The following is a 23,591-nucleotide window of genomic DNA, read 5'->3' on the forward strand; positions in this document are numbered from 1 at the left end:
CGCGGGGGCGGGGGCCCCGCGCCTCGCCCGGGGCGTGAGCCCCGTTGGTTCACCCGGGGTTCCAGCGTATCGTGGGTGGCTCGGGGCGCAATCTACGCGCTGTCGAGTCTCCCGATGCGAGCTATCGAGAATCGGCGTTGGCTCCTTGCGGCGGTCGTCCTCGCGGCGCTCGTTCTGGGCGGCCTGGGGATCAGGAACGCGCTGCGCTGGTACGAGCGCCCGTTTCCTGGCGTCCTCGTCGACCCCGACGGCGTTGTCTCGAGCCTGGGCCTGCCCTCCTGGGAGGGCTTCCAGAAGGGCCTCCGGTTCCCCGATCGCGTCGTCGAGGTGAACGGCTGGCGCCTCGAGAGCACCGCGGGGCGTTACCGCGCCAGCGTGTGGGACGCCGCGGTCGAGCAGGCGGCGCGCGAGGGGCAGCGCTCGGTGCGCGCCCGCGTCGAGACGGCGGAAGGGCTGCGCGACGTCGAGCTCACCCTCGTCCCCTTCGATCCGCTCGCCTGGTGGTTCTACGCCGGCGGGCTGATGGTCGTCGCCTCGCTCTACGTGGGCGCCGCGCTCGTCGCGCTGAGCGCGAGCCCGCACGGCAAGCTCGCCCGCGCCTTCGCGAGCGCGGCGCTGTTCACCGCGCTCTTCCAGTTCACGATCTTCGACTATCACGGCGCGCGCGACCTCGTTCCGTTCTTCCACGTCGCCTACGCGCTCGTCCCGATGAGCTTCTTCACCCTGGCGCTCCGGCTGCCGGATGACATCCCGCTGCTCGCGCGCTACCCCGCCCTCGGGTGGATCGCGGAGGCGCTCGGCGGCCTGCTCGCCGCCGGCCTGCTCGCCTCGCACGCCGTGGGGTGGACCACCGTCGGGCTCCGGGGGGTCTGCGCGACGCTCATGGTCGCGTCGTTCTTCTTCTTCGCGACCGCCCTGATCGCCCGCTTCGCCGTGGCCGAGGGGGATCGCCGCCGCACGCTGCGCGTGCTGCTCCTCGCGATGGCGCCGCCGCACGTCGTGATGGCGCTCGGCTTCATGCTGGCCATGCTCGGCGTCTCGGCGTCTCGGCTCGCCTGGTTCGCGATCCCGGCGCTCGCCCTCACGCCTGTCTCGAGCGTCGTCGCGTTCATCCGCTACGACCTCTGGGGGAGCCGCGCGCTCCTCTCGCGGCCGCTCACGCGGGTCATCATCGCCGGCATGATGGTCGCGCTCACGGTGATCGTCTGCTCCGCCTGCGCGGGGTACGCCGGCCTGCCGCTGCTCGGCGCGCTCAAGGTCGCCGTGCCGGCCGCCGTCGTCAGCGCCGTGCTCGTCGTGTTCGCGCTCGGCGCCGGCGACCGGAAGCTCTTCCCGGCGCGCGCGGAGTACAAGCCCACCGTCGAGCAGCTCAGCGAGGAGCTGACGCTCGTCACCGATCCCGAGGAGGTCGCCGACGCGGTCGAGCGCACCGTGGCGCGCTGGCTGCCGTGCGAGCGGGTCACCTTCCGCCCCTTCGCGGCCGACGTGGTCGACGCCGGCCACCTCGACGGCGAGGCACGGCCGCCGTCCGCCGAGCAGAGCGGCGAGCGGATCATCGGGCTCGGCCCGCCCGAGGTGAGCGCGAGCGAGCTGTCGCTGACGGTGATGTTTCGCGGCCGGCTGCTCGGCGTCCTCGAGGTGGGCCGGAAGCGCGGCGGCGCCCTGTTCACGAGCGAGGACCTCGACCTGCTCCGCACCATCGGCAACCAGGCCGCGCTCGCCCTGGCGCACGCGCACAGCTACGCCGAGCTGGAGCGGCGGCGGCGCGAGCAGGCGGCCGCGTGGCGCGACGAGCGCGCGGCGCTCATCGAGACGCTCGCGGCCGAGATCACCCACGAGGTGCGCTACCCGATCAACTTCTTCCGCTCGGTGTTCCAGCGCGGGTCGAGCGACCAGCGCCTGGACGCCGAGGAGGTCGAGATCGGCTGCGAGGAGGTCGAGCGCCTCGAGCGCCTCGTGATGGGGCTGCGGCGGGTCACGCACCGGAAGCTCGAGCGCCGCCGCCTGTCCGTCGAGGAGCTCGTGAGCCGGGCGGAGATGCTGCTGCGCGATCAGCTCGGCAAGCGGCGGATCGAGGCGCGGGTGAGCGCGACCCCGAGGCTCCGCTGCGACCTCGATCAGGCGACGCAGGTGCTCGTGAACCTGCTCTCGAACGCCCTCGACGCGGCGGGCGAGAAGGGGACCATCGGCGTCACCTGGGCGACCACGGAGGGCGGCGCCGAGCTCGTCGTGTGGGACACGGGGCCCGGGATCTCGGGCGACGCCGCGCGGATCTTCGCGCCCTGGTACACCACGAAGCCCGGCGGGACGGGGCTCGGGCTCGCCATCACGCACCGCATCGTCCGCGCCCACGGGTGGACCATCGACGCGGAGCGGCGCGACGGCAGGACGCGGTTCGTGATCTCCATCCCGGCCGCGGACGTGTCCCAGAGCGCGGAGGAAGAGGTCGCGTGAAGATCCTGGTCGTCGATGATCAGCGGAGCGGCCGCCGCACGCTGCGGCAGATCCTGACCGCGCTCGACGAGGTCGAGGTGCTGGAGGCGGTGGGCCTGGACGACGCCATCGCGGCGGTGGAGCGGAGCGCGCCGGACCTCCTGCTGCTCGACGTGCGCCTCTCGGACGACCCGCGCGACCGCGGGGGCCTGGAGATCCTGCGGCGGGTTCGGGCCTCGGGGCGCAGCACGCCCGCGGTGATGGTCACCTCGGTGAGCGAGCTCTCCGAGATCCGCGAGGCCATGCGGCTCGGCGCCCAGGACTACGTCCTGAAGGACGAGCTCTGCCCGGAGATGCTGCTGCCGATCGTCGAGGGGCAGCGCGAGCGGCTGCTGCTCAAGGGCGAGGTGGTGCGGCTGCGCGAGCGCGTCGATCGCACGTTCGGCACGAAGGCGCTGCTCGGCTCGTCCGCGGCGATGGATCGGGTGCGCCGGATCATCGAGCGCGTCGCGGAGTCGAGCAAGACGGTGCTCATCCGCGGCGAGACCGGCAGCGGCAAGGAGATGGTGGCCCGCGCGCTGCACGAGATGAGCTCGCGCCGCGGCGAGCCGTTCGTGGCGGTCAACTGCTCTGCGCTGCCGGGGACGCTGATCGAGTCGCTCATCTTCGGCCACGAGCGCGGCGCCTTCACCGGCGCCGAGAAGCGCATGCGCGGCCAGCTCGAGCTCGCGGGCGCGGGCACCATCCTGCTCGACGAGATCGCCGAGATGCCCGGCGAGCTCCAGGCGAAGCTGCTCCGCGTCCTCGAGGACCGCCGCTTCCGCCCGCTCGGCGCCGAGTCGGAGATCCCGCTCCGCGCCCGCGTCCTCGCCGCGACGCACGTCGACCTCGAGAAGCGCATCCACGAGGGGCGCTTCCGGGAGGACCTCTTCTACCGGCTCAACGTCGTCACGGTGCACGTGCCGTCGCTGGCCGAGCGCGACGCGGATCTCATCGAGCTCCTGCTCGCGTTCAACGCGGAGCTCCCGCGCAAGCTCCGCTACACCGACGACGCGATCGCGTGGCTCGTCCGGCGGCCGTGGCCCGGCAACGTGCGGGAGCTCCGGAACGTCGTCGAGCGGCTGGCGCTGCTCGCGGACGACGATCTCATCGACGTCCCCACGCTCGAGGAGCTGGCGCGCGAGCGGCCGGTGGTCGACGCGACCGCGGAGATCGATCGGCTGGCGCGCGCGCTGCTCGCGCTGCCCGAGCGGCTCGGGTCGAAGCTGCGGGTGATCGAGCGGGCGGTGCTGCACCACGCCATCGAGAGCTGCGGCGGCAACAAGGCGGCCGCGGCGCGGCTCATCGGCGTCGACCGGAAGATGCTCGAGCGGCGCTGGGACCGGCACACCGGGGAGGAGCCGCCGAGCAGCCGGCGGCTGACGCCGGCGAACGCGCCGCGGTACCTCGGGGAGGAGCCGCCGAGCAGCCGGCGGCTGACGCCGGCGAACGCGTCGCGGTACTTCGGGGGCGAGGAGCCGCCGAGCAGCCGCCGCTTCACGCTGCCGTCGGACCCGGGCGACACCTGAGCGGCCGCGCTTTCGCTGCGGGCGCGCCGTGGCCGCGGGTGCTGTGGCCGCGAGCGCCGTGGCCGCGGCTGCGCTGCGCGCCGTCGCGGCCGCACGCCCGCAACGCCGCGCTGCGCGCTACTTCCTGCCGATGCCCGTGTAGAGGAACCCCATCCCGCGGAGCTCGTCGGGCTCCCAGACGTTGCGCCCGTCGAAGAGCGCCGGGGAGCTCAGGATGCGCTTCAGCCGGTGGAAGTCGGGGCGCCGGTACTCGTGCCACTCGGTGACGACGACCAGGGCGTCCGCGCCCTCGGCCGCGCCGTACATGCCGTCGCTCAGCAGGATGCGGTTGCCGTAGATCGCGCGCACGTTCGGCATCGCCTGCGGGTCGTGCGCCTGGACCGTCGCGCCCGCCTCGAGCAGCTCGTCGATGAGCGTGAGCGCGGGCGCCTCGCGGATGTCGTCGGTCTGCGGCTTGAACGCGAGCCCCCAGACCGCGATCGTCTTGCCCTTCAGCGCGCCCCCGAAGTGGGCGCTCACCTTGCTCGCGAGGACCCGCTTCTGGCGCGCGTTGATCCGCTCGGTCGCCCGGACGATCTCGAGGTCGTGCCCCACCGACCCCGCCGTGTACAGGATCGCCGAGAGATCCTTGGGGAAGCACGACCCGCCGAACCCCGGGCCGGCGAAGAGGAACTTCGTGCCGATGCGCGGGTCGGCGCCGACGCCCTTGCGCACGAGCTCGATGTCCGCGCCGACCTTCTCCGCGAGCAAGGCCAGGTCGTTCATGAACGAGATGCGCGACGCGAGCAGGGCGTTGGCGGCGTACTTGGTGAGCTCGGCCGAGCGCGCGTCCATGAGCTGGATGCGATCGCTCGCCCGGACGAACGGGTTGTACAGGTGGCGCAGGATCTCGCGGGCCTTCGGGTCGTCCGACCCGATGATCACGCGGTCGGGCTTCATGAAGTCGTTCACCGCGTCGCCCTCCTTGAGGAACTCCGGGTTCGACGCGACGGCGAACGCCTGCGACGTGTGCGCGCCGATGATCTGCCGGAGCCGGTCGGCCGTCCCGACCGGGACCGTGCTCTTGGTGGCGATCACCTTGAAATTGTTGAGATTCTTGCCGATCGTCTCGCCGACGGCCTCGACGGCGGAGAGGTCCGCGGAGCCGTCGTCGGCCTGGGGCGTCCCGACGGCGATGAAGACGATCTCCGCGTCGCGGATGGCGCCGGCGACGTCGGTCGAGAAGCGGAGCCTGCCGTCGCGCGCGTTCTTCGCGATCAGCACGTCGAGGCCGGGCTCGTAGATCGGCACCTCTCCGCGCTTCAGCATCTCGATCTTCGCGGCGGACACGTCGACGCAAGCCACGTCGTTCCCGAAATCCGCGAACCCCGCGCCGGCCACCAGGCCGACATACCCTGTTCCCACGACGGCAAGCTGCATGGGCGGGACGCTACCACGACTCTGCTGCTGTTCGAGCGGGCAGTCGCGCGAAGTGTGACCTGCGATCGCTCCGTCCCGCTCCTGCAGCGTGCGCCCTCGCGCGGCCGCGCTCGCCGCGTGGCCGCGGGCGCGCGACGCCTGCGGCGGCGGCGGGTGGATCAGGGGTGTACGAACACCACCGTTCCGGTGAGCGAGCGCGCCGCGCCGTGCCAGCCCGGCGGGACGGCGGGCTCGGTCCAGAAGAAGAGCCGGCGCGCGTCCTCCGGAGACAGGTTGATGCAACCGTGGCTCTTGGGCCGGCCGAACTTGTCGTGCCAGTAGGCGCCGTGCAGCGCATACCCTTCCTCGAAGTACTGCACGTAGGGGACGTCGCGCAGCTCGAACTCCTCGCCGACGGCGTCCGAGTCCATGGTGATGGAGATGTACTTCGTGTGGATACGGAATATCCCGCGCTTGGTCGCGGTGGAGGACTCGTGGTCCTCGAGCCCCGCCTCGCCGCTCGAGATGAGCGTGGCGTAGACGGGCTTCGTGCCCTCGTAGGCGACGAGCACCTGCTTCGTGAGGTTGACGTCGAGCCACTTCTCGCCGTTCTTGCCCCACGCGGGCATCTTCTTGGCGGGGTCGATGCGGCCGGCGTGGCGGTCGTCGACCCAGTCGCCGTCCTTCGTCTCGTAGTGCAGCTTGCCGCCGAAGAACTGCTGCTTGCCGGTCAGGGGCACGGCCGAGCGCCACTCGAGCTCTCCGCCCTCGACGAGCTTCTTGCCCTCGACGCGCCAGCGCTTGCCGCCGGCGCGGCGCACGAGCGCGAACGGGAAGTCGATGTCCTTGCCGATCTCGACGCCGTGGAAGTCGGAGCCGCGGATGGGGCGGAAGCGGTCGGCGGGGACGACGCGCAGGTCGGTGGTGACGTTGTAGCGCCGGCCCTCGTGGAGGAACGACTCGATGAAGGCCATGCCGTTGCGCCGCGAGACCTCGTCGATCTTCACGGCGTCGTCGGTCTTGATGAGGCCGGAGAGGTTGGGCGCGCGCCGGCCGTCGCGCAGGAACCAGGGGATGTCGCGATCGGTGATGCGCTGCGCGAGCGCGTCGAGCGCGGGCGGGGCGGGCTCGCTGCGCCACTTGAGCCACACGTCGAGGCCGTAGGTGGCGCCGCTCTGCTCGTCCTTGGCCCAGCGGTCGAGGTGCTTCTTGAGGCTCGGCTCGTGGCGCGCGACGTCGTCCTCGGTGGGGATGCGCGCGTAGGCGGGGCCGCCGCGCGTCACGACGCCGTACATGTACGGGAGCTTGTGGGTGACGTCGGGGCGCCGCGACGCGGCGCGGACGATCTCGTGGTCGAGGTCGAGGGTCGCGTCGGGGCCGAGGCACACGTAGCCGAACGGCTTGATCTTGCGGAAGCCGCCGGGGCAGCCGGCGGTGCCGGCGGGCTCGGGGTCGATCTCCACGATCGCGCCGGCGCGGAGGAAGCCGACGCGCTTCGCGTCGGTGCTGGGCCGGGCGTAGACGCGGGTGAGCATCGCGATGCTGGCGAGCCGCGGGCTGCCCTCCGGGGGCGGCGTGGGCGGGGTGGCGACGCCGCTCAGCGAGACGATCGGCGGGCCCACGGGCTGGCCGGGCGGGGGCTCGTCCTCGGCGGGCGCAGGGGAGGCAGGGGACGCCGAGGCGGCGGCGGAGGGCGCGGCGGCCGCGGGCTTCTGGCCATCGCCGGGGCCCGGGAGCTCGCTCGGCGAATCGGGGGCGCTCCCGGACTGGCCGCACCCCGGGAGGAGCGCGGCGAGGGCGAGGAGCGCGAAGGCACGGCGGCTCGCCGCGAGCGTGGCTGCGGCGCGCGTTCGGGGCGGCGTGTCCATGGCGGGGCGACCGTAGTGCACAGGAGGGGGAGGCTGGCCAGTTTTCGGCGGGCCCTGGCGGCGTCTGGCTGAGCACCCGAGGCGCTCCCCGCGGGCAGGCTCCGGAGGCCCTCCGGCAGGGGACTGGATCGTCCGCGCGCCCTTCGCGAGGGGCGAGGACAGGTCGCGACCTGCCGCGCGGGGCGCGACGCGTCAGGAGCTCCCGCCGGTGGACTCCATCCACGCGAGCCACGCGTTCGCCTCGCGCAGGGCGTCCGCCGCGGCGACGAGCGCGCCGTCGCCGCCGATCCGTGCCACGAGCGGCGCGAGCATCTCCACGCCTCCCCAGCCGCTCAGGGTCGACGCCAGCGTGACCGAGCCGGCGGCGTCGCCGAGGCTCCTTGCGAGCAGCCACGCTGCGTCATGAGGCGACATCCAGGCAGCGCAGCGGATCACGCTCTCCAGCCCGTCCGTGTCCCCGCTGTCGCGGTACGCCGCGACAGCGCGGGCGGCGAGCGACGGCCGCGACGGCGCGGGGGCAGCGCAGCAGAGCGCCGCGAGGGCCGCGATGCCCGCGTGCCCCGAGCCTCCGCGCCCGGCGATCTCGACCGAGGCGTCGAGCCCCAGCACCTCGATCGCCGGGGCCGCATGGTCGGCCACCAGCGCGGCGGCGACCCACGCCGGCCGGAGAGACGCCACCGCCTCGCGCGCCGCGTCGGCGAGCGGACGCCCGCCCTCGGTGGCGGCGGCGCGCAGCAGCGGGCTCGCGCCATGGACCCCGCCGCCGCAGAGCTGTCCGACGACATCGAGCGCGCGCGCGGTCTCGCCGAGCTCCGCGAGCCGCACGGCGAGCGCTGCGCCCATGCCGGTCATCGGGTCGTCCAGCAGCTTCAAGAGCTCGGACAACCCGAGGAAGGGGGCCAGCGCCTCGGTGCATGACGGGTAGTCGAGCGGCTCGCCGTCCGCGCTCGCGCCGTCGACGAACGCGCCGAAGAGCGCGGACACGCCGCGGGCCTGCTCCTCGCCGGGCAGCGCTCGCACGAGCGGCGCCAGCGCGTTGGCGCGCGATCCGGGGGGGAGCGTCATCGCCGCGCGAAAGAGGGAGCGCGCCTGGCCGGCGTCCAGCCCGGGCGCCGCGGCGAGCTGCGCGAGCGCGTGGCCCGGGCGCGGATCCGTGCGCGCGCGCTCGATGGCCTGCGCGACAAGCGCCTCGGCCTCGGACGGCGGGAGGAACCGGGCCGCTGTGAGCCACACGGGCAGACTGGGACCTTGCTCGTCGCGCGACGCGGCCGACACCGCCCAGCGCGCGAAGCTCGCCGCGTCGTCGCCCGCGCTGGCGCGCGCCGCCGCGAGCAGCGCCTGCGCGTCGCGCCACGGCTCGTTGCGCCATGCGGCTCCGCGCTGCCGCACGAGCGCGCGCGCCCTCGCGGCGATCTCCTCGCCGGGCCGCTCCGAGGCGCGCGCCGAGAGCGCGAGGAGCGCGACGGCGAGCGCCCGCTCGGCGTCGCCGCGCGCCACGTCGCCCGGGCCGGCGTCGCCGGGATCCCACGCGCGGCGCAGCGTCCCGAGCGCGCCTTGCGCGAGCGCGACGCGGACGAGGGGAGGCACCGGCTCGACCAGGGCCTCGCTCGCGCCGGAGACCTCGAGCGGCGCGGCGACCGAGCGCCGGAGGCGCCGCAGCTCGGCCCGGCGCGCGGCGAGGTCCTCGAGCGAGGACGGCCACGCCCAGCGCGGAGCGCAGAGCGCGAGGAGATCCGCGCGGGGCACGCGCGGCGACGCGCGCAGGTGATCGCCGGCGTACCGGCGGAGACAGGCGGCGGCGCGGCCCTCCGGGGGACGACCGCTCGCCCGGGCGCGCGCGCCCGGCAGCGCTCGGGCGGCCTCGACGAACCGCCGCTCGCAGAGGGCGGCGCCGTCCTCGCTCGCGGCCACCCAGGCCGCGCGCAGGGCCTCGTGCCGGAACCGGAGCGCGCTCCACCGCTCGCCCCACGCGATGACCGGATCGATCACGGCGCGGTGCGCGTCGAGCGCGGCGGCGAGCTCGGTCTCGTCCGCGCCGAGGAGCGCCGCCGCGTCGCCGAGATCGAGCGGCGCGAACGCGCGCGCGACGGTCGACAGCAGCGCCTCCAGCCGGGCCGCCCCGCGCTCGCGGAGCGCGCCCGCCGTCGCCTCCACGGCCGCGCGCGGCCCCGGGCCGTCGATCGCCGCCCAGGCGAGCCGATCGCGCAGAGGGGCGTCGATCTCGTCCAGCCGGAAGCCGCTCACGGGCACCCAGGCAGCGCTATCGGCGCCGAGGGCGAGCCGCTCTGCCCACCGCTCGGCCTCTTCCCTGGGACCGGTGACCGAGACCAGCACGCGCGCGGAAGGGCCGAGCTCGCCGAGCACCGACCGCTCGCGATCCTCGGGCCAGTCGGCGCACGCGTCCGGCCCGACCAGACCGACGAGGAGCGCCGGCTCGCCCTCCTCGGTGTCCCGGCTCGCGAGCTCGTTCACGAGGAGCTCGCAGAGCCCCTGGCGATCCTCGGCGTGCGGCGCGTCGTCGGGCCACAGGCCGGCCGCGAGCCGCGCCAGCACGTCGTGCTCGAAGGGCGCGCCGGAACCCCGGCCCGCGCGGACGAGGACGCGCTGCGCGCCGGACCCATCGAGCGAGCCGAAGAAGCGGTCGATCACCGTGGCCTTGCCGGCGCCGGCCGGCCCGTACACGACGCAGGCGCCGGCGCGATCTCCGCCATGCCAGGCGCAGATCGCGTCGAAGGCTTCGCGTTGACTGCGCCCGAAGAAGCCATCCACCATCGTCGCCTCCCGCTCCGCGCCGCCCGCCAGGTCGCTCAATAGCCCTTGGGTTTCCGGTACTTGCCGTACTGCCCGCGCTTGCCCTTGGCGCCCACCACCGCGTGGCCGATCTCGAGGTCCGCGATCCTCTGGCCCGAGGAGTCGCAGGGGTCGACGCGCGGGCCCCCTTTCTCCTGGAAGGTCTCAGTAGCGGTACCGGTTGTAGAAGAGCCCAGTCTCCGCGTTGGCATATTGACCCAGGAGCCGTATCGGCATCGCCGCCGTCCCGCCCCCCTCCGGGCTCTCATCGGCTCGCTCCTGCGACGCGCGCGTCGTGGCTGGAGCCGCGCTGTCGATCGAACACCGCTCCAGTCACGACGCGCGCGCCGCCGCGCTAGGGCCGCCCGAACCTGAGCAGCAGCCCGAGCCAGCCCCTCGCCAGGTAGAGGAGGTTGATCAGCACGTAGATCCAGAAGAACACGTCGAGCCGGTCCGCGAGCGCGAACGCCCAGATGTGGCTCGGGTAGTGGTTCAGGAAGCGCAGGAACGTCGTCACGAGCGCCGCCGCCCGGGCGACGGGCGACCGGGGGCGCTCCTCGGTGGCGGTCTCGTAGTACGCGGAGACCGACGTCTCCTTGCCGCTGATCTCCGGGCGGCGGACGAAGTTCGTCAGCGAGATCGCCGAGGCGATCACCGCGACGCCGACGACGCCGGCGAGCAGGAACCGCGGGTCGCCGGCGGGCCAGAGCGCCGCGTCGAGACCGAGCCCGCCGCCGTGGAAGAGGCGGATCGAGAGGGCGCCCGAGAGGAGCACCGCCTTGAGCTCGTCCGTGAAGAAGTCGAAGAGGTGGCCCTCCTTCGACGCGAGCTGCTTGTGGCGCGCGAGCATCCCGTCGGCGCAGTCGAGCAGGTAGCTCAGCTCGAGCACGGCGATCGCGACAAGGCCCCCCGCCGCCGTGGGCAGCGCGACGAGCAGCGCGGCCGCCACCACGAACACGGCGAGGTTGAGCAGCGTGACCTGGTTCGGCGTGATCGCCGTCCGCGCGAGCAGCGCGACGACGCCGCCGGCGAGCGGGCGCATCAGGTACGTGTTGAAGAGCTGATCGTGCTTCTTCCGCGTGGCCAGGTAGATCTGCTTCGCTTCGCCGAGCATGCGGGGCGCATCCTAGTGCCGCGCGCTCGCGCCGCGCGCGAGAAATCCTGCCGGGCACGTGGCCGCCGCGCCGCGGCGGCGCCGCGCGGACCAGGGCTGTTCCCGTGGAGCTGCGCCCTTCGAATCGGCATCGCGGCGGGACGCGCGCAGCACAGAGGTGTTTCGTCGGCGCTTCACCAGGGTAGCGCAGAGCTCGTCCGCCGTCGCTGCGCGTTCCCGTCGCGACCGCTTTGGCCCTGAGGCGAGGCCACGGCGCGAGCCGCCGAGCGGCTTCCCTCGTGTGACGAGAACGTTTATCACAGTTCCTCATTCATTGAGCCGTTCCCCCGGGAACGAAGCAATCCGGCGGCATCCCCGCTGTTCAGTCGCGCACGGAGAAGATCGGATGAAGCGTTCCATTCGCGGTCTCACGCTCTCGCTGGCGCTCTTCGCAGGCCCGCTCGCGCACGCGCAGCCCGGCGAGCGGCCCGACGTCAACGCGTACCTGCTCGCGCCGAAGGCGGCGATCGCCCCGGCAGATCCGCGCGCCGCGGCCGCCGCGCGCGCCGGCGGGATCGTCACGGCCATCGACGAGCAGCGCGGCGTCCCGAGCTTCCTCTGGGCCGCGCAGGGGGGCGCGCCCGCCGTCGCCGCGGGCGTCAGGCCGGAGGCCGCCGCCCGGCTCCACCTGAGCCGGTTCGCGGGGGCGTACGGCCTGTCCAGGGCCGCGCTGGAGACGGCGCGGGTGGTCCACGTCCACGACCTCGGCCAGGGGCCCGTCATCGTCACGCTGCGCCAGCGCGTCGACGGCGCCGACGTGTTCCAGACCGACGTGAAGGTGCTCATGCGCCAGAACCTCGAGCTCGTCGCCATCTCCGGCAACCTCCACCCGGCCGCCGTGCCGGCGAAGGCGAGCTCGATCCGCCGCGCGTTCCGCCTCGCGCCGGCAGAGGCGCTCGCCACCGCGCTCGAGGACCTCTACGGGATCCACCCCGGGCCGGGCGGCGTCGTCGACACCCAGCGCCGCGCCGGCGACTACCACGCCCTCGACCTCGCGCCGACGAGCGCGCTCCGGGCCGCGAACCTCCACCTGGTCGAGCCGGCCCGCGTGAAGAAGGTCCAGTTCCCCATGCCGGACCGGCTTGTGCCGGCGTACTTCGTCGAGTTCATCTCGGGAAAGGTCAAGTCCGTCTCCTCGGACGCCTACGACTACGTGATCGCGGCCGACGACGGCCGCGTCCTCTACCGCCGCAACCTGGTCGAGAACGACGCGTTCAACTACCGCGTCTGGGCCGAGACCACCGGGAACAGCCGGCCCCTCGACGGCCCCCAGGCCGACTTCGTGCCGCACCCGACCGGCGCGCCGGACGGGTCGCAGCCGCCGTTTGTCCCGGCGCCGCTCGTCTCGATGGAAGGGTTCAACAGGAGCCCGGACGGCGGCGTCGATCCGTGGCTGCCGCCGAGCGCCGTCCAGACCCGCGGAAACAACGTGGACGCGTACGCGGACCACAAGGATCCCGACGGCTACTCGAACGGCGACATCCGGGCGGTCACGACCGCGGACAGGACGTTCGACCACGTCTACGACCCCTCGCTCGAGCCGCTGTCGAGCGAGGCGCAGACGATGGCCGCAGTGACCCAGCTCTTCTACGTGAACAACTGGCTGCACGACTGGTACTACGACTCCGGCTTCACCGAGGCCGCCGGCAACGCCCAGCAGGACAACATGGGCCGCGGCGGCCTCGGCGGCGACCCGTTGCTCGCCGAGGCGCAGGACGGCGCCCTCACGACGGAGTCGCCGCGCAACAACGCGAACATGAACGCGATGTCCGACGGCGCCTCGCCGCGGATGCAGATGTACCTCTGGAACAGCCAGGATGTCCGGCGCTCGCTGACGATCGCGCCCGGCGGCGCCAGCCTGAACACCGCCACGGCGTCGTTCGGGCCCGGCAACTTCGACCTCACCGCCGACGTCGCCCTGGTCGACGACGGCACGGACCCGAACCCGGACGACGCGGTGGATGGAACGCGCGACGGGTGCGAGGCGCCGCTCTACAACGTCGCGGGCAAGATCCTGCTCGTGGACCGGGGCGGCTGCACCTTCAAGCAGAAGGCCGTGAACGCCGAGGCGGCGGGCGCGGTCGCCCTCCTCATCGCCAACAACGCGCCCGGCGCGCCCGCTCCGGCGCTGGGGAACGGCGCGCCCGAGGACGCCGTGGTGAACATCCCGGTGCTCTCCACCTCGTTCGAGGAGGGGAGCAGCCTCAAGGCGGCGGTCCTCGAGGGGCCGGTCAGGGCCTCGATGGAGCGCGTCCTCGGGCTCGTGCGCGACGGCACGATCGACAACACCGTCACCGCCCACGAGTGGGGGCACTTCATCCACCGGCGCCTGACCCAGTGCGGCACCACGCAGTGCAGCGCGCAGAGCGAGGGCTGGGGCGACTTCCTCGCCCTGCACATGGCGCTCCGCGACGGCGACGACCTCGGCGGCACCTTCGCGACCTCGATCTACGCGTCAGAAGAGAGCGGCGACAGCGGCTACTTCGGCGGCCGCCGGGCGCCGTACACGGTCGACTTCGCGAAGAACGGGCTCACGTTCAAGCACATCTCCGATGGCGTGGCCCTCCCGGAGCACCCGATGATCGAGGGCGGCGGGCCGAAGAACTCCGAGGTCCACAACGCCGGCGAGATCTGGGCGCTCATGCTGTTCGAGGCCTACGTCGGGCTGCTCACGCGCGAGGAGGACGGCAGCCGCCTCTACTCGCACGACGAGGCGCGGCGGCTCATGTCGGACATCGTGGTGGCGGGGCTGAAGCTCGCGCCGACGGACGCGACGTACACCGAGCAGCGCGACGCCCTGCTCGCGGCGGCGTACGCGCGCAGCGAGGGCGACATGCTCGCCCTCGCGACCGGCTTCGCGCGACGCGGGGCGGGGACGTGCGCCGAGTCCGCGCCGCGCAGCTCGGACGATCTCGTCGGCGTGGTCGAGGGCTTCGACCTGACGCCGCGGGGCGCGGTCTCGCTGGGGCAGCCGAACGACGGCGTGCGCTCGTGCGACGACGACGGCTTCCTCGACGCCGGCGAGCGCGGCACGGTGACGCTCGAGGTGCGGAACGCAGGCCCGGTGCCGCTCCGCGGCGCGGGGGCGACCCTCTCCTCGACGAACGAGCACGTGTCGTTCCCGGACGGGACCGCGGTCGTGCTGCCCGAGATCCCCCCGTACGGGACGCGGACCGTCGAGATCCAGGTCGACGTGGACGAGGCCGTGGCCGCGATCGAGACGCTGGAGCTCCGCGTGGAGGTCGCCGCCCCCCGGGCGTGCGAGACGGAGATCATCGGCGTCGCCGGGGCGCGCCTCAACGTCGACGACGCGCCGGGCACGTCGGCCGTCGAGTCGGTCGAGAGCGAGGTGCCCGTGTGGGTGAAGAACGGCGAGGAGGCGGACTCCGTCTGGTCGCGCGAGAAGACCGACCTGACGAACCACGCGTGGCGCGGCATCGATTTCCCGAGCCTGTCCGACACGCAGCTCGTCTCGCCGCCGCTCACGGTCGGGGCGACCGAGCCGCTCGTGATCACCTTCAGCCACCGCCACTCGTTCGAGATCACGCCGGCGACCGATGCCGCGGCGGCGATCCACTGGGACGGCGGGCTCATCGAGATCACCGACGACGACGGCGCGACGTGGAAGGACGTCGCGACGTACGCCGATCCAGGGTACGGCGGGCCGATCGGCAACACGGTCGACGAGCCGTCGGTGAACCCGCTCGCCGGCCGCGAGGGCTTCGTCGGAGCCAACGAGGGCTGGCCGGCGCCGGAGCAGGTGACGCTGGACCTCGGCACGGCGTTCGCCGAGAAGACCGTGAAGGTCCGCTTCCGCATCGGCACCGACGCGTACGCGGGCGATTTCGGCTGGGAGATCGACGACATCGAGGTCCGCGGCATCACCAACGAGCCGTTCGGCGCGCTCGTCCCCGACGCGCCCGGGTGCGGTGAGCCGCCGGTGGGCGAGGGCGGCGCCGGTGGCGAGGGCGGCGGCGTCGGCGGCGAGGGCGGCGGCGTGGGCGGCGACGGCGGCGAGGGCACCGGCGGCGACGGCGGGGCCGCTGGCGGCGAGGGCGGGGCCGGCGGCAGCGGCGGCGCCGACGTGCCGACCGACAACCCCGCGCCGTCCGGCGACGACGACGGCTGCGGCTGCGAGGTCGCCGGCGGCCCGGCGACGGCGCCGACGACCGCGGCGCCGCTGGCCGCGCTCCTCGCCATGGCCCTGATGAGCGCGCGGCGGCGGCGCCGCGGGGTCGCCTGATCGGCGGCCGCGGCGGCGCTCAGCGCCGGGCGGGGCGAGAGCCGGGCGCGCCCGCGTCCGGCGGCTCCTCGCTCCATTCGACAGCGATCGAGTCATCGTTCGCGTTCGCCGGGCCCGTCCACTCGGTCGTGACAGCGTCCACGCTCACGGGCGGCTCCTCGCTCCACTCGACGGCGACGACGTCGACGACGGTCGGGCTGCTCGCCGGGCTCGCGCGGATCGTGGCGGGCCCGCTCTCCTCGTCGGGGCCGGCGGGCGACTCCTGCCCGTGCAGCGTGATCGCGTCCGGATCGATCGCGCGCGCGAACCGCGACGCGTACGGGGGCGGCTCCCTGCGCAGCAGGGCGCGCACGTCCTCGAGCATGTGGCGCGCGTCGGGGTAGCGCTGGTCGCGGTCGAACGCGAGCGCGCGGTCGACGACGAGGCACACGTCGCGCGGCGTGCTCGGCGCGCGCTGCGCGAGGGGCGGCGCCGGCTCCTTGCCCATCTTCAGCAGGAGATCGAAATCGGTGCTCGCCTCGTGCACGTGGCGGCCGGCGATCAGGCGGAACATCGTGGCGCCGATCGCGAACAGGTCGGCGCGCGCGTCGATGTCGCGGCCCTTCGCCTGCTCCGGCGGCATGTACGGCGTCGTGCCGAGCACGATGCCCATCCGCGTGAGCTCGCCCTGGAGGCTGGAGTCCTGGCGGATCCGCGCGAGCCCGAAATCGAGCACCTTGATGCGCGGGCCGACGCCGGGCAGGGGCGTGCTCTCCGGGTCCTCGCGGACGACGAACAGGTTGGCCGGCTTGATGTCGCGGTGGATGATCCCCTGCGCGTGCGCCGCGCCGAGGGTGTCGAGCACCTGCGCGGCGAAGCGGAGCACCTCGGCCAGCGGGACGCCGCCGAGGCGGCGCTCGCGCTCGGCGAGCGACTCGCCCTCGAGCAGCTCCATGACCAGGAACGGCGCGCCGTCCTCGGCGACGTCGATGTCGCGGATCTCGACGGCGCCGGGGTGGCGGAAGCGGTTCGCGGCCTGCGCCTCGCGCTCGAACCGGTCGCAGATCTCCTTCGACTTCGCCGCCTGCGGGTGCAGGATCTTGAGCGCGTCGCGGCGCCCGATCCGGTGGACGCCGACGTAGACGGCGGCCATGCCGCCCGCGCCGAGCAGCCGCTCCAGCGTCCACTTGTTGCGGATCGTGGTCCCCACGCGTCGTGAAGCGGTGTCGCTGCTCATGGGGTCCTCGCGCCCATGGAAGCGGCGCCGCCGCACGCGGTCAACGAGCATGCGCGGGTACGGCAGAGCTCGAGCGCCGCGGCGCCGCCCCTCGGGGCGCTGCTCGATGCGCGGCGCCTCGCCGGATCAGCGCTGCTCGACGAGCGGCGCCTCGCCGGACTCAGGGCCGAGCCGCTCGACCTCGCTCCAGAGGGCGTCGAGGTCGAGCGTGAGCCCCTCGAGGCCTGGCACCCCGGAGACCACGCCGACCGCCGCGGCGCGCGCGTGCACGTAGCGGCCGTCCGCCCCGAGCTCGAGGAGATCGAACGTCGTCCCCTGCGGGTCGATGAGCCAGTACCAGCGCACCCCGAAGAGCGCGTACTCGTGCAGCTTGTCCACGCGATCGCGGCGCGCGTCGCGCGGCGAGGGAGAGATCACCTCGACCATGATGTCGGGAGGCGCGTGGATCACGCCGCGGCGCGGCGGCTTGCGGCTCCCGGGCAGGTACGCGGAGGCGTCCGGCTTCCTGCCGGAGGAAGAGGTCACCGCGAACTTCGCCTCGGACCCCAGCACCAGCCCCCCTCGCGCGATGAGCCAGCTCCGGAGCACCCCGATGATCCAGGTCACGACGACCTCGTGAACCGCGTCCGGCACCTCTTCCTCCGCGAGCAGGCCGTCCACGAGCTCGCCCGGCTCGTCCTCCGGCAGGCCGGTCCAGTCGGCCAGGGTGAGCCTCGGCCTGGCCGGCGCCTCGCCGGCGGTGCTGTGCCTGATCGCGATTGCGCTTTGCCTCACCACGATGGTGTCCAAGCGTAGCACGCCGCCCCGGCTTCCCGGTGCGCGCCGCCCCGCCGCCTGCGTCCGTCCCGCGGCCTCCCGGCGCCGGCGGCCTCCCGCTTCCTCCCCACGGCCGCGCCGGCTACCCTCGGCAGGATGTTTCACCCCGTCGTGGACCGGTGGTTCCGCGGACGCTTCGGCGCCCCCGCGCCCGCGCAGGAGCGCGCCTGGCCGGTCATCGCGGCCGGCCGAGACGCCCTGATCAGCGCGCCCACCGGCGCCGGCAAGACGCTCGCGGCGTTCCTCTTCTGCCTCGACCGGCTCGTGCGCGACGCGGCGCGGGGCGCCCTCGAGGACCGCACGGACGTCCTCTACATCTCGCCGCTGAAGGCGCTCTCCCACGACGTCCACCGCAACCTGGAGCAGCCGATCGCGGAGATCTCCGCGGCCATGACCGAGGCGGGCCTCCCCGCGCCGGGCATCCGCGCCGTCGTGCGGACGGGCGACAGCCCCGCGCAGGAGCGGCGCGCCATGGCGGCCCGGCCGCCGCACGTGCTCGTCACCACGCCGGAGTCGGCGTTCATCCTGCTCACGAGCGAGTCGGGGCGGCGCGCGCTCTCGGGCGTGCGCACCGTGATCCTCGACGAGGTCCACGCCGTCGCCGGCGACAAGCGCGGCGCCCACCTCGCCCTCTCGCTCGAGCGGCTCGAGGACCTCGTGGTCAGCCGCGGCGGCGCCCGGCCGCAGCGCGTCGGCCTCAGCGCCACCGTCCGCCCGATCGAGATCGCCGCGCGCCTCGTCGCCGGCGCGCGCGAGCTGCCCGAGATCGTCGACGTCGGGCAGCGGCGGGACCTCGACCTCGCCGTCGAGGTGCCCCGCGACGAGCTCGGCGCCGTCTGCACGAACGAGCAGTGGGCCGAGATCTACGACCGCATCGCGGCGCTCGCGCAGGGGGCGCGGTCGACCCTGGTGTTCGTCAACACGCGCCGCCTCGTCGAGCGGGTCGCGCACGCGCTCGCCGAGCGGCTCGGCGAGGACGTCGTGGCGGCCCACCACGGCAGCCTCTCGCGGGCCCGGCGGCTCTCGGCCGAGCGGCGGCTCAAGGCGGGGGAGCTCCGCGTCGTCGTCGCGACCGCGTCGCTCGAGCTCGGCATCGACGTGGGCGCCGTCGACCTCGCCTGCCTCGTGGGCTCGCCGCGGTCGATCAACGTCGCGCTCCAGCGCATCGGCCGCTCGGGCCACGCGCTCGCCGCGACGCCGCGCGGGCGGCTCTTCCCGCTGACGCGCGACCAGCTCGTCGAGTGCGCGGCGATCGTGCGCGCGGCGCGGCGCGGCGAGCTCGATCGGATGGCGTCGCGCGAGGGGCCGCTCGACGTGCTCGCGCAGCAGATCATCGCCGCGTGCGCGTGCGAGGAGCGGGACGAGGACGGGCTCTACGACCTCGTCCGCCGGGCCGCGCCGTACGCGGACCTGTCGCGCCGCGAGTTCGACGCGGTCGTGGCGATGGTGTGCGGCGGCGCCGCGTCCGCCGCCGAGGAGGGCGCCTCCGCCGCGCGGGGCGCGCGGCAGCGGGCCGGCTCGCTCGTCTACCGCGACGCGATCGGCCGCCGCCTGCGCGGGCGGCGCGGCGCGCGGCTCGCGGCGCTCACCTCGGGCGGGGCGATCCCGGACATCGCGGCCGTGGACGTGGTGCTCCAGCCCGACGGCACCAAGGTCGGCACGCTCGACGAGGACTTCGCGATCGAGTCGTCCGCGGGCGACGTGTTCCTGCTGGGCAACACCTCGTGGCGCGTGCTCCGCCTGGAGGGCGGGCAGATGTGGGTCGAGGACGCCCACGGCGCCGCGCCCACCGTGCCGTTCTGGCTGGGGGAGGCGCCGGCGCGCACGCCGGAGCTCTCGGCCGAGGTCGCCGCGCTCCGCGCCGAGGTCGCCGCGCGGCTCGAGGAGGAGCGGGCCGAGGGCGCGCAGCGGGGCCAGGGCGGCGGCGAGGAGGCGCGCGCGGCGCGATCGATCGCGGCCCGGTGGCTCATGGAGGCGTGCGCGCTCGACGCGCGCGGCGCGCTGCTCGTGCGCGACTACATCGAGGCGGGGCGCGCGGCGCTCGGCGTGGTCCCCGGCGGCGCGACCGTCGTGGTCGAGCGCTTCTTCGACGAGGCCGGGGGGCAGCAGATCGTCGTGCACACGCCGCTCGGCGGCCGCGTGAACCGCGCGCTCGGGCTCGCGCTCCGCAAGCGCTTCTGCCGCTCGTTCGACTTCGAGCTCCAGGCGGCGGCGACCGACGACGGCGTGCTGCTCTCGCTCTCGGCGGAGCACGGGCTGCCGATCGAGGAGGTGCTCGATCTCGTCCGCCCCGAGGGCCTCGAGGAGGTGCTCGTCCAGGCGGCGCTCCAGGGCCCGATGTTCCGCACGCGCTTCCGCTGGGCCGCGTCGCGCGCGCTCGCGCTGCTGCGCTTCCGGGGCGGGCGGCGGGTCCCGCCGGCGCTCCAGCGCATGCGCGCCGACGACCTCTTGCTCTCGATCTTCCCCGAGCAGCAGGGCTGCCAGGACAACCACGGGATCTTCGCGTACATCGACCCCCCGGACCACCCGCTCGTCCGCGAGGCGCTGCGCGACTGCCTCGTCGAGCTGATGGACGTCGAGGGCCTGCGGGCGCTGCTCGTCGGCCTGCGGAGCGGCGCGATCCGGGTCGTCGCGCTCGACACGCCGGAGCCGAGCGTCTTCTCGCACGAGATCCTGAACGCGAACCCCTACGCGTTCCTCGACGACGCCCCGCTGGAGGAGCGGCGCGCCCGCGCCGTCCGGGTGCGCCGCGGGCTCCCGGCGGAGGTCGCCGAGCGGCTGGGCGGGCTCGATCCGGAGGTCATCGCCGAGGTGGTCGCCGAGGCGCGGCCCGACGTGCGCGACGCGGACGAGCTGCACGAGCTGCTGCTCGACCGGGTGGCGCTCCCCGCGGACGAGGGGATCCGGAGCGGCCACGCGCGGCTCTTCGAGGCGCTCTGCGCGGCCGGGAGGGCGGCGGAGGCGCGCGCGTCGCTGGGCGTCGGCGGCGCGGCCGGCGCGGCCGGCGCGGACGGCGGCTCGCCGCGCGCGCCGCGCTGGGTCGCGACGGAGCGGCGGCCGCTGGTCGAGGCGATCTGGCCGGAGGCCGTGTTCGCGCCCGACGTCGTCGTGCCGCCCGCGCTGCGCGCGGCCGACGGGGTCGATCGCGGCGCGGCGATCACGGCCCTCGTGCGCGGCTTCCTGAGCGCCGCGGGGCCGGTCTCGACCGGGGAGCTCGCCCGCCGGCTCGACGTGCCCGCGCACGAGGCGCTGTCCGCGCTCGCGCGGATCGAGCTCGCGGGCGGGGCGCTGCGCGGGCGCTTCAGGTCCACCGCGCCGGCGGCGTCGGCGCGCGCCGGCGCGGGCGAGGTGGACGCGCCGGGCGCGCGGGACGCGGGCGGCGCGCCGGGGGGATCGGGCGAGCTGGGCGATCTGTCGATCGAGTGGTGCGACCGCCGCCTCCTCGCCCGCATCCACCGCCGCACGGTCACGGGGCTGCGCAAGGCGATCGAGCCGGCGACCGCGGCGGAGCTCATCCGTTTCCTCCTTGCGTGGCAGGGCGTGCGGCCGGGCACCCAGGCGCGCGGGCCCGGGGGCCTCGGGCGCGTGATCGAGCAGCTCCAGGGCTTCGAGCTCGCCGCCGGGGCGTGGGAGCGGGAGGTGCTGCCCGCGCGCGTCGCCGGCTACGACGAGGGGCTGCTCGACGCGCTCTGCCTGTCCGGCGAGGTCGCGTGGGGCCGCGTTGTCCCGCGCGAGGCGGCGGCGCCCACGCGCGCGGCGCCGATCACGCTGGCGCTGCGCCGCGATCTGCCGTGGCTCCTCGCGCCGCGCGAGCCCGAGGGCGACCCGCCGCCGGCGTCGCTCTCCGAGCCGGCGCAGGGCGTGCTGTCGTTCCTGTCGCGCGCGGGCGCGTCGTTCTTCGACGACATCGTCGCGGGCGCGGGCCGCTCGCGCGCCGAGGTCGAGGAGGCGCTCTGGGAGCTCGTCGCGGCCGGCCTCGTGACCGGCGACGGCTTCGCGGCCCTGCGCTCGCTGCTAGGCGGCGGCGGGGGCGCAGCCGTGGCCCTGGGCGCCGGGCGGCTGCGGGGCGGAGGGCGCCGGGCGGGCCCGGTCGCGTCGGGCCGGTGGTCGCTCCTCCGGGCGCGCCCGGAGGCGTCCGCGTCCCTCGCCGGCGGCGCCGGAGGCGAGGCGAACGACGGCCTCGACGTGGTCGAGGCGCTCGCGCACCAGTACCTCCGCCGCTATGGCGTCGTCTGCCGCGAGCTGCTCGCGCGCGAGCCGCGGCCGCCCGCGTGGCGCGATCTCCTCCGGGTCTACCGGCGGCTCGAGATGTCCGGGGAGCTGCGGGGCGGCCACCTCATCGCGGGCTTCGTCGGCGAGCACTTCGCGCTGCCCGAGGCGCTCGACGCGCTCCGCGCCGTCCGGCGCGAGCCGCCGTCGGGCGAGATCGTCCAGCTCTGCGCGTGCGATCCGCTGAACCTCGTCGGCATCGTGACGCCGGGGCCGCGCATTCCGGCCGTGCTCGGCAACGTGGTCATCTACCGGGACGGTGTGCCGCTCCTGCCGCTCGCCGCGGCGCCGGGCGAGCGGCCGCGCGCCGTGGCCGCCGTCTCCGGCGCGGCGATGTGACCCGCGCCGCGCCAGGCTTCCGCGGAGCTGCGGAGTCTTCGTCTGGCTCCTGGCGTGATGACGACACGGATCGTGAGCGCCACAGAGGCCGTGTCACGCCGCCAGCCGGCGCGGGCGCCGCGCGCCCTCGGCGGGTGGATCCGGAGGGCAACCCGATCGTCATCGGGCGGTTCTCCGGCACGATCGATCTCGGCGGCGGCCCCCTCGTGGCGCAGGGGGGCTCCGCGTCGTACCTCGCGAAGTTCGATCGAGACGGCAAACACCTCTGGAGCAAGGCGTTTCCCCTGAACCTCTCCGGGGGCCAGCACATCGCGCACAACCGCCGCAACGGGCTCTACGTGGGAGGGAGCTACTCCGGGAACCTCGATTTCGGCGGCAGGCCGCTGCCCGAGCTCGACGGCGGGGTCGCGATCGCGATGCTCGACTCCGGGTCCGGCAAACACCTCTGGAGCCTGGGGTTCGGCGATGAGTACGAGAAGGACCTCAGCTACGTTGCCCTGGACACCGCGTCATCGCTCTTCGTCTCCGGCTCGATGCGGGGCACGGCCGACTTCGGCGGCGGACCGATCGGCGACACGCTCGTCGGCAACGGTTTTTACCTCACCAAGTGGGATGGAGAGGGGACGCACTTCTTCACGAAGTACATCGACGATGGCAGGGCCTCGCTCGCGGCCGGCGGGCTGGCCGTGAGCGCGCGGGGCAACGTCGTGATCGCGGGCACGTTCGAGCAGAGCTTCACCGTCGTCCCCGAAGACCCCGCCAAGATGCCTTTGGCCTCCAAGGGAGGGCGGGATATCTTCTTCGCAATGCTCAACCCGGACCGCACGCTGCGATGGCAGCAGGCGTTCGGAGGCAGCCTTGACGATTCGGCCTCTCAGGTGGCGTTCGACGGGGAGGGGAACGTGCTTCTGGCCGGCGCGTTCCAGGGGAGCGTCGACTTCGGCGGCGACCCGCTCGTCGCGCTCGGCACGAACCCGAACTTCTTCGTCGCCAAGTTCAACGTCTCGGGGGTTCCCCTCTACAGCCGGGGCTTCGGCGACTCCGACGTGCAGGACGCCGCGTCGATCGCGGTCGATCCGGCGGGGAACGCGGTCATCACGGGGACCTTCCGCGGGAACATCGATCTCGACGGCGCCGTCCTCTCGAGCCAGGGCGCGGCCCCGGACGCGAACGGACACCTCGCCGGGGGCGATGTCTTCATCGCGAAGCTCGGGCCCGACGGCAAGCACCTCTGGAGCCTCCGCGCCGGCGATCCCGACATGCAGGAGGCCGGGGGCGTGGCCGTCGGCCCCGGAGGCGAGGTGTTCGCCGTCGGCTCGTTCCGCGGCACCGTCGACTTCGGCGGCGGGCCCATGGCCACGCGCGGCGAGGCCGATGGTTATCTGGTCAAGCTCGGCCCGTGAGCGTCGAGCGTACATTGCGCCCCAGGGCTGATGCGTCAATATCGTCGTCCAACAACGCGCTCGGGGGGGCGTTCCTGGTCATCCGAGGCCACCAG

Annotated in this window: 11 protein-coding genes; 5 read left to right on the top strand and 6 right to left on the bottom strand. The window is 74.5% G+C overall.

Annotation, left to right across the window (positions count from 1 at the left end; genetic code table 11):
• The first annotated feature begins 114 nt into the window (after positions 1-114).
• Together WME76_RS10220 and WME76_RS10225 are read left to right on the top strand one after the other, a co-directional pair.
• Complete coding sequence (locus tag WME76_RS10220) at positions 115-2,454, top strand: ATP-binding protein (protein WP_437959962.1); 2,340 nt, start codon at positions 115-117, stop codon at positions 2,452-2,454.
• Positions 2,451-4,001 (top strand): sigma-54-dependent transcriptional regulator, encoded by a 1,551-nt coding sequence (locus WME76_RS10225; RefSeq protein ID WP_437959963.1) that lies wholly within the window; start codon positions 2,451-2,453, stop codon positions 3,999-4,001. The genes WME76_RS10220 and WME76_RS10225 overlap by 4 nt, the downstream gene beginning before the upstream one ends.
• A gap of 117 nt (positions 4,002-4,118) precedes the next feature.
• On the opposite strand, the gene WME76_RS10230 is transcribed toward WME76_RS10225, so the two are convergent.
• From WME76_RS10230 to WME76_RS10245, 4 genes are all read right to left on the bottom strand, one after another.
• Positions 4,119-5,420 (bottom strand): UDP-glucose dehydrogenase family protein, encoded by a 1,302-nt coding sequence (locus WME76_RS10230; RefSeq protein ID WP_061617356.1) that lies wholly within the window; start codon positions 5,418-5,420, stop codon positions 4,119-4,121.
• Between the two features lie 158 nt (positions 5,421-5,578).
• Entirely contained in the window at positions 5,579-7,267 is a 1,689-nt protein-coding gene (locus tag WME76_RS10235) for a L,D-transpeptidase (protein WP_437959964.1), read from the bottom strand.
• Between the two features lie 192 nt (positions 7,268-7,459).
• Positions 7,460-10,078 (bottom strand): hypothetical protein, encoded by a 2,619-nt coding sequence (locus WME76_RS10240; protein WP_437959965.1) that lies wholly within the window; start codon positions 10,076-10,078, stop codon positions 7,460-7,462.
• A 334-nt stretch (positions 10,079-10,412) separates the two neighbouring features.
• A complete protein-coding gene (locus tag WME76_RS10245) occupies positions 10,413-11,171 on the bottom strand; it encodes a CDP-alcohol phosphatidyltransferase family protein (protein WP_437959966.1) in 759 nt (252 codons plus the stop codon).
• Positions 11,172-11,556: 385 nt separating this feature from the next.
• On the opposite strand from WME76_RS10245, the gene WME76_RS10250 reads away from it, so the two are divergent.
• Positions 11,557-15,453, top strand: a complete 3,897-nt coding sequence (locus tag WME76_RS10250) for a M36 family metallopeptidase (protein WP_437959967.1) — start codon at positions 11,557-11,559, stop codon at positions 15,451-15,453.
• A 19-nt stretch (positions 15,454-15,472) separates the two neighbouring features.
• Here WME76_RS10250 and WME76_RS10255 read toward each other — a convergent pair whose 3' ends face one another.
• Both WME76_RS10255 and WME76_RS10260 read right to left on the bottom strand, forming a co-directional pair.
• The gene (locus WME76_RS10255; protein ID WP_437959968.1) at positions 15,473-16,669 is read right to left on the bottom strand and encodes a serine/threonine-protein kinase; all 1,197 of its coding nucleotides are present in this window, start codon (positions 16,667-16,669) and stop codon (positions 15,473-15,475) included.
• A gap of 126 nt (positions 16,670-16,795) precedes the next feature.
• Complete coding sequence (locus WME76_RS10260; RefSeq protein ID WP_437959969.1) at positions 16,796-17,443, bottom strand: Uma2 family endonuclease; 648 nt, start codon at positions 17,441-17,443, stop codon at positions 16,796-16,798.
• Between the two features lie 138 nt (positions 17,444-17,581).
• Here WME76_RS10260 and WME76_RS10265 point away from each other — a divergent pair, with 138 nt between their 5' ends.
• Positions 17,582-22,093 (top strand): DEAD/DEAH box helicase, encoded by a 4,512-nt coding sequence (locus WME76_RS10265; protein ID WP_437959970.1) that lies wholly within the window; start codon positions 17,582-17,584, stop codon positions 22,091-22,093.
• 134 nt (positions 22,094-22,227) lie between these two features.
• Positions 22,228-23,496, top strand: coding sequence for a hypothetical protein (locus tag WME76_RS10270; protein WP_437959971.1), 1,269 nt, complete (start codon positions 22,228-22,230; stop codon positions 23,494-23,496).
• The last annotated feature ends 95 nt before the right edge of the window (positions 23,497-23,591 follow it).

The organism is Sorangium sp. So ce119 (assembly GCF_051524405.1).
In the GTDB taxonomy this organism is placed as follows: Bacteria; Myxococcota_A; Polyangia; order Polyangiales; family Polyangiaceae; genus Sorangium; species Sorangium cellulosum_G.